Below are 14,043 nucleotides of genomic sequence, written 5' to 3'. Positions count from 1 at the left end.
GTCAAACAGCAGGTGCTTCAGGGCATGCCGGGGTGGCCGGCCACAAGGGCGTGGCCGGGTTCCGGGAACAGCGCGTTAGTTGTGGGTGGGTTCGGGTTGGCGTGGTGGTGGCCGGAGGCTCTAAATCACTTGGTGGTGCAGGGTGGTTCTCGCCGCACCTGCGGGTCGTGGAGTGCGCGACGGGTCCACGCGCGCGGGCGGGATGAACGCCGGGCGTCCCTTCTCCACCACGACGTTCCACTGGGCGTGGTGAATGGTGCGGTGGTGGAAGGCGCAGAGCATGACCATGTTGTCGAGGTCGGTCGCACCGCCGTCGAGCCAGTGGCGGATGTGGTGTGCCTGTGAGGTTCCCGGAGGATGCTCACACCCGGGGAACGCACACACGCCGTCCCGCCGGAGCAGTGCGGCTCGTTGGGCGGGCGGTGCGGTGCGTTCTTCCCGCCCGTAGTCCACCGGGACACCGTCGCTTCCCAGGACGATCGGGAGGATCCCGGCGTCACAGGCCAGGCGACGTACGTTGTCGGTGGTGATGGGTGTCCCGTCGGTGAAGACTCCCGGAACGACACCCTCGCCTTGAGGGTCGAGGCTGCGCACCAGGTCGTCGTAGTCGACCGATGCCTGAACCTGCACCCGCTGACCACCGACTCGCGGCATGCGGTCGGATCCCAATGCCAAGTCCACCAGCGTGGCAAGACCATCAGCGTGTCGTTGGGCGGGAGTTCGCGGATCGGGTTCACCATCGGCCGCAGGGCACGGTTTCGACAACGGCCGGATGGCCGCGATGAACTTCTGCCCGGTTTCCTTGTCGAGCCGGGCCTTGATCATCACCATGCCGTCGTCGGTGGTGATGTAGTGCAGTTCCCGAGACTCGTACTGGGCGTGTTCGTCTCGCACTGCGGTGTCGCGGTCGAAGGTGGCGTTGACGCCATCGGCCAACCGACGCAAGTCACTCGGCCGGCAGCGTTGTGCTCGTTCGGTGAGAACCCGCTCGACGTTCGCCGCCTCACCGGCAGCGGTGTCGGGCAGTTTCCGCACGCAGGCAGCGATCACTCGCGCATGATCGAGACTGATAATACCGTCGGACAGGGCTTTCCGGCTCGGCGCGCCTGCGGCAGCGCGGGCCACCTCGACTCTGGCGCGTGCCTGCCCGGGATCGACTTTCAGCCGGTCCTGCAACCAGGTCGCGGTGTCCCGGGCCCCTTGAGCGCGCGCCAAGGATCGCCGGTCGGCTTCGGCGACCAGGTTCGCCTGCAGCGACTGGACAAGACGCGCAAGGGCTTCGGCGTCCACGATCGATTCGGTCAACTCGGCATCACTGGTGTGCGGCGCGGACGCCAGGACCGCGGCGAGCGCGGCCCTGGCCGTCGCCACCGCGGCCCCCACAGGCGTCCTCGAACTCATGTGCTAAATGATGCACCCGAGCATTCGAAAGCACGAGCGAAAACCGATCACCAAATCGGGTGATCCACACCAGAAAACCGGCGAAACTACCCCACGCAAAGCCGGTTTCATCCAGCGAGAAGGCGTGCCCACCCGGAGACAGGACAGTCCCCGGCCACCACAAGATGACCGGGGACCGATCTCGTCCAGGTTCAGGACTCCTTGACGGTGATCGCCTGCGACGGGCAGAGCGTGGCGGCGACGCCGGCGGACTGCTCCAGCTCGCCAGAGGGCCGTTCCTCCAGCAGCATCACGAATCCGTCGTCGTCCTGGTCGAACAGGTCGGGTGCCGACAGCACGCACTGCGCCGCCCCGACGCACCGCGTCACGTCCACGACGATCTGAGCCATGTTTTCCTCACCTCTCTGCGGGGACACCCCGGTCGGTCCGGTGCGAGACCGTCACCACCGCACCGGAAGCTTGTGCAGTCCGAAGAGGATCCCGTCGTACTTGAAGGGCAGATCCGACAGCGGCACCGCGATCTCCAGCGTCGGGATCCGTTCGAACAGCTTCGAGTAGGCGACCTCCATCTCCAGCCGGACGAGGTTCTGCCCGAGGCACTGGTGCACGCCGTAGCCGAAGGCCACGTGGCCTTGCGCGGAGCGGGTCGGGTCGAACTCGTCGGGCCGCTCGAAGACCGTCGAGTCGTGGTTCGCGCCGGCGACCAGCGGCACCACGCCCTCACCGGCCTTGATCAGCTGCCCGCCGATCTCGACGTCGTCGGTGGCCACCCGCAGCGCCACCATGTCGGCCACCGAGTAGTAGCGCAGCAACTCCTCGACGACCCGTTCGTCGCCGACCCACTCGGGGTGCGAGAGCAGGGTCATCACGCCCAGCGAGATGTTGTTGGCAGTGGTCTCGTGTCCGGCGATGAGCAGCAGCATCGCGACGCCGGAGAGTTCGCGGACCGACATCGCGTCGCCGGCACCGAGCTTGCTGAGCAGGTCGTCGCCGGGACGCTTGCGCTTGATGGCGATGAGCCTGTTGAGGTAGCGCAGGATCTGCTTGCTGGCCTCGTCGCGCTGGTCGTCGGTCGAGTTGATGGTCACCAGGATCTTGGTCTTGGCCTCGAAGAACGCGCGGTCGGCCTTCGGCACGCCCAGCAGTGCGGAGATGACCAGCGACGGCACCGAGAGGGAGAAGTCCTCGACCAGGTCGGCGCTGTTGCCGCGGGCGAGCATCGCGTCGATCGACTCGTCGACGATGGCCTCGATCGCGGGCCGCAGAGCGCGGATGCGCCGCACTGTGAACTCCGGCAGCAGCTGCTTGCGGAACTTCGTGTGGTCCGGTGGGTCGAGCGCCACGAACCAGCCGGGGATCTCGGTCGCGGCGGGCACCCCGCCGGTGCGCCCGGGCGCGGGGAAGCCCTCGTGCGCCGGGTTCGAGCTGATGCGCGGGTCGGTGAGCACGGTGCGGACGTCTTCGTGCCTGGTCACCAACCACACGACGTCGCCGGTGGGCAGCTCCGCCCTGGTCAGGCCGGGCCGCTCCCGGAACTGCGCGTACTCGGGCGGCGGGAACGACACTCCCGGCCGGCGGAGCATGAACGGGACGGGCTTCTCTTCTGTGTCCATCGAGGCATCAATCCACTGTGAGCGCGGGGAGTCCGAGGATGAGGTCGACCGCGGTGGTGCGGCCTCCGGCGGCTCGCTGGAGCGCGGCCAGCTGCTCGGCGCGCTCCCGGAACGAGGTGTCGTCGAGCACTCGGGTGAGCTTGTCGAGAACGTCGTCGGGGTCCATGTCGTGCGGCTTGTCGAGGGTGAGGCTCACGCCGACGTCCTGGCTGCGCACGGCCTGGTCGTAGCAGTCGACCCACAGAGGTCGCATCACCATGGGTTTGCCGAAGTGGACGCCCTCGGTGTAGGCGTTGCCGCCGCCGTGCGTGAAGAAGACCTCGACGTGGGGATGTGCCAGCACGTCCACCTGAGAGGGCACCCACTCCTCGATGCGGAGGTTGCCGGGCAGGTCGTCGGGGAGCCACTTCTGCTGGTCTCGCGGGAGTTTCCAGAGGACGTCGTGCCTGCCGTCGAGGCGGCGGACCACCTCCACGAACGAGCGCACCTGCTTCGCGGTCAGCCGCGTGATCGTGCCGAAGCCGGTGTAGATCACGGACTTCCGCTCGTCCAGCCACCGCGTGAGTTCCTCGTCTGGTGCTTGCGGCAGCGGCGGGACGACGGCGCCGACGTTGTGCATCACCTCGGGGATCTCGAACGGGTAGTCCATCTCGGGAACCGCGTAGCAGAGCACGAGTTCGGCGGCCTCGATCCGGGTGAACTGCCCGAAGGAGGCCGGGTCGATGCCGAGTTCGGCGCGCACCTGCGTGTCGCGCGCGTTGCGCTCCTTCATCATCGAGGAGAACGCCAGGCTCAGCGTGCGCCACTTGAACAGCCGGTTGGCCAGGCGCTGGCGGACGTTCATCTGCAGCGGCAGACCCGAGTTCGGAGCGGGGAAGCCCGATGGGGTGTAGGACTTGCCGATCGGCACCGGTGAGGTGAGCAGGTAGCTCGGCACGAAGGTGTCGCTGAGCACGTAGGGGATCTTCTTGGTCATCGCCAGCTCGTGCGCGAACCGGCACATGCAGTCGATGACCATGAGCGCCGGCTGCGCCTTGTCGACCGCTTCCTCCAGAGCGCGGTACTTGGGCACCCGCTGCTCGGGCCGGTGGGTCTGCTCGATGACCGCGCGGTGGGCCTTGAACCGCGAGCGCTGCGTGACGCGGCGGTAGGTCTCGTCGTCCCAGGTGACCGAGGACATCTCGGGCGTCACCTCGCCGAGGGAGAAGAACTGGATGGGTGAGCCGACCTGAGCGGCTTCCACCCCGGCTCGCGCCTTCTCGTCCGCGGCGAACCACAGGTCCGGCACGCCCCGGCGCGAGAGCTCCTCGACGAGCACCAGCAGGGGGTTGAGCAGACCGGCTTCCGGCAGGCTGATGAACAGGATCGGCCGTTGAGTCGAGCTCATGGGCAAAGCACCCTTCGGTGTGGGCGGGCCGACGTGGCACTCCGGGAAGCGTGCCGGACGGGGTCTCGCGCTGTCCCGTTCCTGCGGGAAGGTCGAGGAGAAGCCCTAGTCCTCCGACGGTGCCGGGCCGGGAAGCACTTGGTGCCGGCCGTTGCGGATCGGTGACGGTCTACGGGAGGTTCGCGGAGCGCACGATCCCCTCCAACTCCACCGACAGGTCGGCGCGGCAGACGTCGACGTTGAGGTAGGCGACCTGGGCGTCGGGGGAGAAGTGCTCCTCGCATATGCGCCGCACGGCGGGGATGTCGTCGTGGTCGCGGACGTAGACCTTGATGGTTTCCAGGTCGGCCAGCGTGCTGCGCTGGTCGATCCGGTGGTGGGAGAGCGTGTCGGGACCGATCAGGTGCGCGACGTTCTCCAGCGCCAGCAGCGTCTGCTTCTCGACGTCACCGGCGAACAGCGTCTCGTGCCCGCGGATGCTGGAGGTGCCCGAGACGTAGATCTGCCCGGACGCGGGGTCCGCGCCGGGCGCGCTCTGGTGGGTGGCCCTGGCGAACTTCGGCGGACGGGGACCGTACTGCTCCGGGTAGTTGTACGCCGAGACCTGCTTGGAGTTCTCGATCGGCGTCAGCGCGCTCGTGCGGGAGGCGAGCACGTAGAAGGCGATTCCGCCGCCCAGCGAACCGATTCCGGTCGCGGCGGGCACGGAGGTGTCGCTGAAGCGGAACGCTTCGAAGGCTTCCGCGCGGCCCATGCAGAAGTCCCGGTAGATCTCCAGGCCGTCGGCGTTGTCCTCGTTGATGCGGTGGACGAAGTTCCACATCCGCGCGCAGTGGTGGTAGCCGAGCTCGGCCATCAGCTCCAGCGTCCGCGCGTACGCGGCGCGGGTACCGGCCGCGTAGCGGTCTCCCGGTGGGATCCGACCGGCGCACAGCAGGTGCTCGCCGTCGTGGGCGTAGGCGATCCCGCCGGATTCCCCGGATTCCACAGGCAGATCCGTCGTCCACACCTCGGCGAAGGAGTCGGTGCCGCCGTGGGCCATGTGGAGGTCGAGCCGCAGGTGCCCGCGCGACACGTCGGGATCGGCGGCACCGGTGGTGTAGTTGATGACGCCGAGCACGGTGCCGGCGTCCTCGTCGAGCTCGTCGAGGGACGCGAACTTCGAAGCGGGCAGGGTGGCGCTCTGCTGCTGTGTCATGGAAAGCCGCTCTCCAGGGTCGATGTCAGGTCGTGCCGTTCTCGACGGCCGCGATGATGCGGGACCGCAGTTCGGCGGCGCTGATGATCGAGTCCACCGATCCCATCTCGACCGCGCGCTCGATGCTGTGGATCCGGTCGAACTCCGAGGCGACCTCGCCGAGCTTCTCCGCTCGGACCGCCGCTGACACCTCGGTGAGCTGGGCGGTCAGCGCGTCCCGCTCGCCGTCGTCGGCAGCCGCGATCTGGTCCTGCAGCTTGGCCACGCGCGGGTCGGCGCCGGTGCGGTTGTGCACGTCGCGGGAGAACACCACCGCTGCCGCCGGAGCACCGCCGATGACCGAGGCGTAGGAGCCTTCGACGGCCAGCACGGTCATGCCGGGGTTGAGGGCCTTGGAGAAGACGACGAAAGCGCCACCGTGGTAGCGGGAGATCACGCAGAAGACGATCGGACCCTCGAAGTTGACGACGGCCCGGCCGATCTCGGCGCCGTGCTCCAGCTGCAGCTCGCGCATCGACTCCGGTGAGCCGTCGAACCCGGACAGGTTGGCCAGCACCACCAGCGGCCGGTTCCCGCTGGCCGAGTTGATGGCGCGCGCGGTCTTCTTCGACGATCGCGGGAACAACGTGCCCGAGGTGTAGGCGTCGGGGCCGTCGGTGGGCGGGAAGCCGTGGCGCCGGACCGGTCGCGACTCGATGCCGACCAGGCACACGGGAATCCCGCCGAGGTGCGCGTCCTGCACGACCGAGGTGTCGGCGTCGGCCATGTCGGTCCAGCGCTCCAGCACCGGGTGGTCCAGGTCGGCCACGGCGCGCATCACCGCGCGGATGTCGAAGGGCTTCTTGCGCTCCGGGTTGTGCTCGGGGGAGAAGATCTGGCCGACCCGCGTGAAGTCGCTGCCGTCGGCCGCGTGCGGGAAGTCGGAGATGTCGCGGTCGAACGGGTCGGTGGTGACCGCCCGTCGCGGGCCGGGTTCGCCGGGGGCGACGTAGGTGTGCTCGTAGTGGGCCATGAGGACGTCGGCGGCAGCGGCGAGGTTCGGCGCCCAGTGCTGGGCTTGACCGTTGGGGCCCATGACCCGGTCGTAGCCGCCGATGCCGAAGTTGTCCTCGGCCGAAACGCCGCCGGAGAAGTCCAGCGACTGCTTGCCGGTGAGCACCATCGCCGAATCCGGTGTCATCACCAGGATTCCCCTGGTGTGCATCAGCATCGTGGCCTCGGCGTTCCAGTACGGCTGGGCGCCGACGTTGATGCCCGCCACCACGACGTTGATCTCACCGCCGTCCTGGGTGAAGGTGATGATCCGCTTGAGCACGGCCGAGATCCAGTCCATGTTCTCGGTGCCGGAGGTCATGGAGATGCGCGCACCGGCCGACAGCGCGAACCACTCCAGCGGTACCCGCATCTGCTCGGCGAGGTCCAGCGCGGCGATCACCCGCTCGCATTCCGGGGCGGCGAGGGCGCCGAGCGCGTTGGTCGGATCACCCAGGAGGACAACGCGGGTCACGCCCTCGGGGTGGAGGTCGGTGGGGGTGCTGACGACGCCGACGATGATGGCCGAGGTGTTGCCGCCCTTCGGCCGGTCCACCGGGACCAGCTCTCCGACCTCGTCGAAGTCGTGCTCGACGAAGCGTCCCTGGAGCCCGGTGAGCACGTCGATCAGCTCGTAGGGGTAGACGTTGCCCCGCCGGGCCGCGCGCAGCACCTTCTGCTGGTAGTCGTCGGTCGGCCGAGCCGGCTCGGTCACGTCCGTTCGCATCCCGTGCAACGGGTCCCGGGTGGTCCGCGGGACCTGCAGCTGGAACCACCGCTTCAGCACGTCGCGAGCCAGGTCCGAGACCTCGGGGAAGCGCGACTGCGTCACCCCGGACAGCTGCCGCAGCACGATCCGCGCGCGCTCGTGCAGCGACTCGTCCGGCGGCGGCCCGGCCAGCAGCCTCGTCAGCAGTTCGGACACCACCACGACGTCGTCCGAGAGCCGTTGCAGCGCCAGGAAGACGCGGAAGATCGCGATCTCCAGCTCGGGAGCGCGGTCCAGCTCGGTGACGCCGTGGTGGGAGAGCACCTGTTGGAGGTGTGCCTGGAAGCCCGCGCCGGCACCGCAGCGCTCCACGTCGAGGCTCCGCAGGTAGCGGTGGAAGTGCTCCCGGGGGCTGTGCACCGGGACGGCCGGGTCGAGGTCGTCTCCGTCGCGGGGTTTGTCGCGGCTGAGCTCGGCGAGGTCGGCGAACACCGCGAGCGCGTCCAGCTCGCCCTCGCTGGGGCCTCCGCGCAGTTCCGCGCGCGCGGCGAGGTAGTCCGCCAGAACTCGTCGGCGGTGCTGCTGTTCGGTGTCGAAGCCCAGGAGCAGGTCGTGGAGGTCGCGAAGACCGCGCTCCGCCCGTTCGGTCGCCCCCAGCGCGGGCTGCGCGGGGAGCTCGATCTCGACGGGAGCGGCGGTGGGCTCGGTCCGGTCGGCCTCGTCGGCCAGCGGCTCCAGCCGCAGCAGCGGCGCGCCGGACTCGACCTGGCTGCCGACCGACACCGGGCATTCGCTGATCCGCGCGCGGCACGGCGCGCGCAGCACCGTCTCCATCTTCATGCTCTCCAGCACGAGCACCGGCGCGCCCGCGTCGACCTCCTCGCCTTCCGACACCGGGGTGGCCACGACGAGGGCGGGAGCGGGGGAGCGCAGCACGCCACCCTCGTCCCTGCTGATCAGATGGGTGACGTCGTCGATCTCGACGAGGTGGGTGTGTCCGTGCGCGGCGGAGGTCAGCTTGAACGTCCGCCCGTTGACGGTGATCCGGCCGGTGTGCGCGTCGAACCGCTCGACCTCGACCTCCGCGGTGCGCACCTCACCGCCGCTGCTGATGCCGACGCGGAAGCGATCCCGCCCGGCTCTGGCCACGCTCACCCGGTAGCCGACGCCGCGCAGCTTGAGCGCCAGCGGTGCGCCGGGGTCGTGCTGCACCTGCGGCCGCCCGCCGTGCGCGGTCTCCAGCAGCCGGTGGCGGCTGCTGGACTCCTGCTCCAGATACCCGTCGATCGCGGCCGCGGCCAGGGCCACGCCCGAGTGCCTGCCGCCGAGGAGGTCGCCTTCGGCGCGCACGCGGTCGATCCAGCCGGTGTCGGCGCTGGCGTCGATGACCTCGGGACGGTGGAGCAGATCCAGCACGAAGCTCTTGTTGGTGGTGCCGCCTTCGACGACCACCGTCGTCTCGGCCATCGCGCGGCGCAGCCGTGCCAAGGCCTGCTCGCGGTCGGCGCCGTAGGCGATGATCTTGGCGATCATCGAGTCGAAGTCGGGCGGGATGACGTCGCCTTCGCTGACCCCGGCGTCCACTCGGATGCCCGGCCCTGCGGGAAGCACCAGACGCACGATGCGGCCAGGAGCGGGTGCGAAGTCGCGGTCGGCGTCCTCGGCGTTGAGTCGCGCCTCCACCGCGTGGCCCACCTCGGCGGGCCGGGGTCCTTCCAGCGTGCCGCCGGAGGCCACGTGCAGCTGGAGCCGGACCAGGTCCGCACCGGTGGTGACCTCGGTGATCGGGTGCTCCACCTGCAAGCGGGTGTTGACCTCCAGGAAGGCGAACAGCCGCTCCCCGGGGTGGTAGAGGAATTCGACGGTGCAGGCGCCCCGGTAGTCGACGGCCAAGGCGAGCCGTTCGGCCGAGACCTTCAGCTCGGCGACCTGGTCGGGTTCGAGGACCGGCGAAGCGGACTCCTCGATGATCTTCTGGTTGCGCCGCTGCACCGAGCAGTCCCGCACGCCCAGCGCCCACGCGGTGCCCTGTCCATCGGCGATGACCTGCACCTCGACGTGCCGAGCGCCGGTGACCAGGCGTTCCAGGAACACGGTGCCGGAGCCGAAGGCGCGCAACGCCTCCTGGCCGGTCCGCTCGTAGCACTCGGTGAGCTCTGATTCGGAGGAGAGCTTGCGGATGCCGCGTCCCCCGCCGCCTGCGGTCGCCTTGAGCATCAGCGGGTAGCCGATCTCCGCGCCGATGCGCACCGCGTCGTCGAGCGTGGTCACCGGGCCACGGCTCCACGGCGCGACCGGCACGCCGACCTCCTCGGCGATGTGCTTCGCGCCGATCTTGTCGCCGAGCTCGCGCATGGCTTCGGCGTTCGGGCCCACGAAGGTGATGCCGATCTTCTCGCAGAGCTCGGCGAACGCCGGGTCCTCGGCGACGAATCCCCAACCGACCCACGCGGCGTCGGCGCCGGACTCGACGAGCGCGCGCTCCAGCACGGCGTGGTCGAGGTAGGGGCGGGCCGCGGCGGGACCCAGGGATTGCGCGAGGTCGGCCTCCCGCACGAATGTCGCGTCGCGGTCGGCATCGGTGTGCAGCGCGACGGTCTCGATCGGTTTGCCGATCTCCGCCGACAGATCCCGGACGGCGCGGATGAGCCGCATCGCGGCTTCTCCACGGTTGACGATGGCGACACGGCTGAACATCGTTCAAGCCTCCCGACTGGCTCGTGCCGGAGCCCGGCCGCAACCTGTCCACAATGGTCGATCACTGACGGGTGCACCAACATCCCGCATCGCCCGTGCCCCTGGGCATTGGTCGCACCATGCGAGGTCTGGCACGTGACCCGACCGAACCCTACGGCGCGAATGACTAGGGAAATACCGGATTCTTGCCGACGTTCGAGCGCTGCGCGGAGTGCTACCGTCGCACAGCGGTAGCAACGCGGCTGTCGATCTCTGGTTCGGCCGGTCAGCTCCTCCTGCCGCGCGCTGACTCCCCGATCCCGACGAACCGAGATCGGCTGCGGCGGGCCGGTCGCCGAAAGGAACTCCCCGCCATGACTTTGTCCGCAGGGCCAGCCGACACCTCACCCGGGCTGGACGACTCGCGTGTCGCGGCCGTGGACCCGCTGATCACGCCCGCGCTGCTCAAGCAGGAACACCCGATGACCCCGGGCGTCGCCGGAACCGTGGCGCACGGCCGGACGGCCGCCGCCGACATCCTGGCCGGGCGCGACGACCGGCTCCTGCTCGTGGTGGGCCCCTGCTCGGTGCACGACCCGGAAGTCGCACTGGACTACGCCAGGCGGCTGGCGCGCGAAGCCGCCGAGGTGCGCGACCAGGTGCACGTGGTGATGCGGGTCTACTTCGAGAAACCGCGCACGACGCTGGGCTGGAAAGGCCTGATCAACGACCCGGACCTGGACGGCAGCTTCGCCGTCAACAAGGGGCTGCGCACCGCACGTCGGCTGCTGCTGGACATCGGCGGGCTCGGGCTCCCGGTGGGTTGCGAGTTCCTCGACCCGATCATCCCGCAGTTCCTCGCCGACACCGTGAGCTGGGGCGCGATCGGTGCTCGGACCGCCGGCAGCCAGGTGCACCGGCAGCTGTGCAGCGCGCTGTCGATGCCGGTCGGCATCAAGAACTCCACCGAAGGAGACGTGCAGGTGGCCGTCGACGCGACCCGCGCCGCCGCTGCCGGTCACGTGTTCACCGGGATCACCGCGGACGGCGTGGCCGCACTGCTGACCACCACCGGCAACGCCGACTGCCACGTCATCCTGCGTGGCGGAACGACCGGCCCGAACTACGACGCCGCCACCGTCGCCGACACCCTGACCCGCTTGCGCGCGGCGCACTTGCCGGAGCGCGTCCTCGTCGATGCCAGCCACGGCAACAGCGACAAGGATCCCGAGCGCCAGGCCGCGGTGGCTCGCGAGCTTGCCGAGAGGATCGCCGCGGGGGAGCCGGGGATCGCGGGCCTCATGGTGGAGAGCTTCATCGCCTCAGGCCGCCAGGACCTGGTCCCCGGCAAGTTCCACGACCTCACCTACGGGCAGAGCATCACCGACCCCTGCCTCGACTGGTCCACGACAGCCATCCTCATCGACACCTTGGCCGCCGCCGTGGAAACCCGCAGGCGGTAGCCGGGAATTGGTCTCCGCCGGCAGGTGCAGGGGCTGTTGGCGTTCCGGTCTGCGACGGTTCGTTCGATGGTCGCGGGCCAGGTGGTCGCGCAGATGAGCGTGGCGGAACGGGTGTGAGAGCGCCGCTGTGATGCCGATCGCCCGGCTGCGGCGGGAATTCGGCACGAGGTAACCCGCTATGGCGACGGAAGTTCTTGGTAGTCGGGGTATTCTGGGAAGCAAACGAGTCAGAATACCTGCAGGTCAACATGAACCACTACCTTGATCTGATCGCGAACCGCCTCCAAGCCGCCGACTGAGCCCGTCTGCTCAGCATCCGCGCGCGAATCGCTCACGGCGCGGTGTCGCCGGGCGGTTGCTGGAGGAGGAGGTCCCCGGCGCGGGCGAGGACCTGCGCGCGAGTCCGCCCGGGGTGGTCGGCGGCGAGGAAGTGGTTGCCGATGGCCGCGCAGAAGGCGAGCAGGCTGCGGGCCTCGACCTCGTCGGGGTCGGAGCAGCGGGTGCTGATCGCGTCGCGGAGCAGTTGCATGCGCCGGTTGTCGATGTGGCGCAGGCGTTCGGCGACCGCCTCGTCCCGCCGCGCCCAGTCCCGCACAGGCGGATCACGCCTCCGCCGTTCATCGCGCGGGCGCTCGGAGCCTGGACGCTCGTCGGCGCCGTCCTCCTCCTGCTCATCGGCATCCGCCGGGCGCGCTGGCAAAACCCTGCCGAGAACACCGCAACGGCGCACGCGGGCTGCGCGTCCGCGTCGAGCAACGCCGTCGCTGAGGGGCGTTGCTCGACGCGTAATTCGCGGTCTTTGTCCCGAACTCGCGCGGGATGCCGGGTCGTCGCCGCCCGCGAGGGGATCAGCGCGCGGCGCCGGCTTCCTCGGGCGCGGCCGAGGCCGGTGAGCCCGGGAGCGGACGTCCGGCCGATTCCTCGGTGAACCAGATGCCGATCGCGCCGAGGACGCCTGCGCCGACGAGGTAGTACCCCGGCCACATCAGGTCGCCGGTGGCCGCGATGAGCGCTGTCATGACCGTGGCGACCGTGCCGCCGAACAGCGACACCGAGATGTTGAATGAGATCGACAGCCCGCCCTGACGGATGTTCGTCGGGAACAGCGCGGGGAGCGTCGAAGGCATCGTGGCGCTGAAGACCACCAGCATCAGGCCCATGATCAGCAGTCCCGCGAACACCGTCGGAAGTGTGTTCTGCTGAACGAGCAGCACCGACGGCACCGACAGGACCACGAGCGCGACGCACCCGGTCATGATCACCGGCTTGCGCCCGAACCTGTCGCTGGCGCTACCGATGAAGGTGATGACGACGAGCATCAGCGCCATGACCACGATCTGCAGCACCGAGGACTCCGTCGAGCTGATCCCCGTCGGCAGCTCGTCGGAGAGGTAGGTCGGCATGTACGCGGTGAGCATGTAGTTGGTCACGTTGAACACCAGCACCAGCGCACCGCAGATCAGCATGGCGGGCCAATGCCGGACGAAGATGTCCCGCAGCTTCGTGGTCGCCGACTCGGCTTCGCGGGCCTCGTGGGTCTCGACGAGCTTGGCGAAGGCCGGGGTCTCCTCCAGTTTCAACCGCAGGTACATGCCGACGATGCCCAGCGGTCCGGCGATGAGGAACGGGATGCGCCAACCCCAGGACAGCAGTTCCTGTTCGGGCATCGCGGCGGTGAGCACGGCGACGATCACCGCGCCGAAGATGTACCCGGTCAGCGTGCCGAACTCCAGCCAGCTGCCGAGGAATCCACGTCTGCGGTCCGGGGCGTACTCGGCGATGAACGTCATCGCACCGCCGTACTCGCCGCCGGTGGAGAAGCCCTGGACGAACCTCGCGAGCAGCAGGAGAGCGGGCGCTGCCAGGCCGATCGTGTCGTGGCTGGGGATGAGGCCGATGCAGAACGTCCCGGCCGCCATCATGATCATCGTCGTGGCGAGCACCTTGGTGCGCCCGATCCGGTCGCCGAGCGGCCCGAAGAACAGTCCGCCGAGGGGACGCACGAGAAATGCGGCCGCGAATGTGCCGAACGTCGCCAACAACTGCGCGGTCGGGCTCGACTGGGGGTAGAAGACCTTGCCGATGGTGGTCGCCATGTACGCGAACACCCCGAAGTCGAACCATTCGGTCACATTTCCCACGGCTGCAGCGGCGACCGCTCGGCGCACCAGGGACGGATCCACGACGGTGATTCCGCCGACGGTGCGGACGCCGGAGGAAAAGCCGGGTTCCTCGCTCTGCTCGGTCATCCGCACCACCGCCCCGGCGAGGTGGCGGCGGTGAGAGGCCTATGCGCTGATGCTTTCTTGCGGAACGCGAACATGGCGAACGACAGTAGTGGAAGAAGGAGGGGCTGCCCAATCCGGCGAAAGCGAATCAAGGCAACATGCAATCAAAGCGGGCAAACCTTGCATAAGTGTTCTGCGGGCGGAAATTTCCCGAACCGCGAGTGCGTTGAAATGATCGTTCGATCACGATGCCGCGAGTCTGTCAGCAATGACCCCTAAGAGCCTGTTCCTGAACTGATCTTGGTCGGCGGGGGCGCTGCGGAGTTGAGAAGGGAC

Annotated in this window: 9 protein-coding genes; 1 reads left to right on the top strand and 8 read right to left on the bottom strand. The window is 69.0% G+C overall.

The genetic code is table 11. The annotated features are described in order from the left end of the window. Positions 1-120: 120 nt before the first annotated feature. From ACYVF3_RS23850 to ACYVF3_RS23825, 6 genes are all read right to left on the bottom strand, one after another. The gene (locus tag ACYVF3_RS23850; protein WP_461156486.1) at positions 121-1,401 is read right to left on the bottom strand and encodes an HNH endonuclease signature motif containing protein; all 1,281 of its coding nucleotides are present in this window, start codon (positions 1,399-1,401) and stop codon (positions 121-123) included. 191 nt (positions 1,402-1,592) lie between these two features. Further along, a complete protein-coding gene (locus ACYVF3_RS23845) occupies positions 1,593-1,790 on the bottom strand; it encodes a ferredoxin (RefSeq protein WP_461156485.1) in 198 nt (65 codons plus the stop codon). 51 nt (positions 1,791-1,841) lie between these two features. Continuing rightward, positions 1,842-3,014 carry a cytochrome P450 gene (locus ACYVF3_RS23840; RefSeq protein ID WP_461156484.1) on the bottom strand — a complete coding sequence of 391 codons (1,173 nt, stop codon included), beginning with the start codon at positions 3,012-3,014 and terminating at the stop codon, positions 1,842-1,844. Between the two features lie 7 nt (positions 3,015-3,021). Then, a complete protein-coding gene (locus ACYVF3_RS23835; protein WP_461156483.1) occupies positions 3,022-4,401 on the bottom strand; it encodes a glycosyltransferase in 1,380 nt (459 codons plus the stop codon). Positions 4,402-4,570: 169 nt separating this feature from the next. After that, positions 4,571-5,599: an FkbO/Hyg5 family chorismatase gene (locus ACYVF3_RS23830; RefSeq protein ID WP_461156482.1), complete on the bottom strand. Its 1,029-nt coding sequence runs from the start codon at positions 5,597-5,599 to the stop codon at positions 4,571-4,573. 25 nt (positions 5,600-5,624) lie between these two features. Next, positions 5,625-10,037: an ATP-binding protein gene (locus tag ACYVF3_RS23825; protein ID WP_461156481.1), complete on the bottom strand. Its 4,413-nt coding sequence runs from the start codon at positions 10,035-10,037 to the stop codon at positions 5,625-5,627. Positions 10,038-10,390: 353 nt separating this feature from the next. Here ACYVF3_RS23825 and ACYVF3_RS23820 point away from each other — a divergent pair, with 353 nt between their 5' ends. Continuing rightward, complete coding sequence (locus tag ACYVF3_RS23820) at positions 10,391-11,479, top strand: 3-deoxy-7-phosphoheptulonate synthase (protein ID WP_461156480.1); 1,089 nt, start codon at positions 10,391-10,393, stop codon at positions 11,477-11,479. A gap of 331 nt (positions 11,480-11,810) precedes the next feature. Here the strand turns inward: ACYVF3_RS23820 and ACYVF3_RS23815 are convergent, their stop codons facing one another. Beyond that, the gene (locus tag ACYVF3_RS23815; RefSeq protein ID WP_461156479.1) at positions 11,811-12,074 is read right to left on the bottom strand and encodes a hypothetical protein; all 264 of its coding nucleotides are present in this window, start codon (positions 12,072-12,074) and stop codon (positions 11,811-11,813) included. Between the two features lie 253 nt (positions 12,075-12,327). Next, positions 12,328-13,728 (bottom strand): MFS transporter, encoded by a 1,401-nt coding sequence (locus tag ACYVF3_RS23810; protein WP_461156478.1) that lies wholly within the window; start codon positions 13,726-13,728, stop codon positions 12,328-12,330. Between the last annotated feature and the right edge of the window lie 315 nt (positions 13,729-14,043).

The organism is Saccharopolyspora tripterygii (assembly GCF_054778355.1).
Note: the sequence above shows the minus strand (reverse complement) of the source record. Positions and strands in the feature narration are given on the sequence as shown.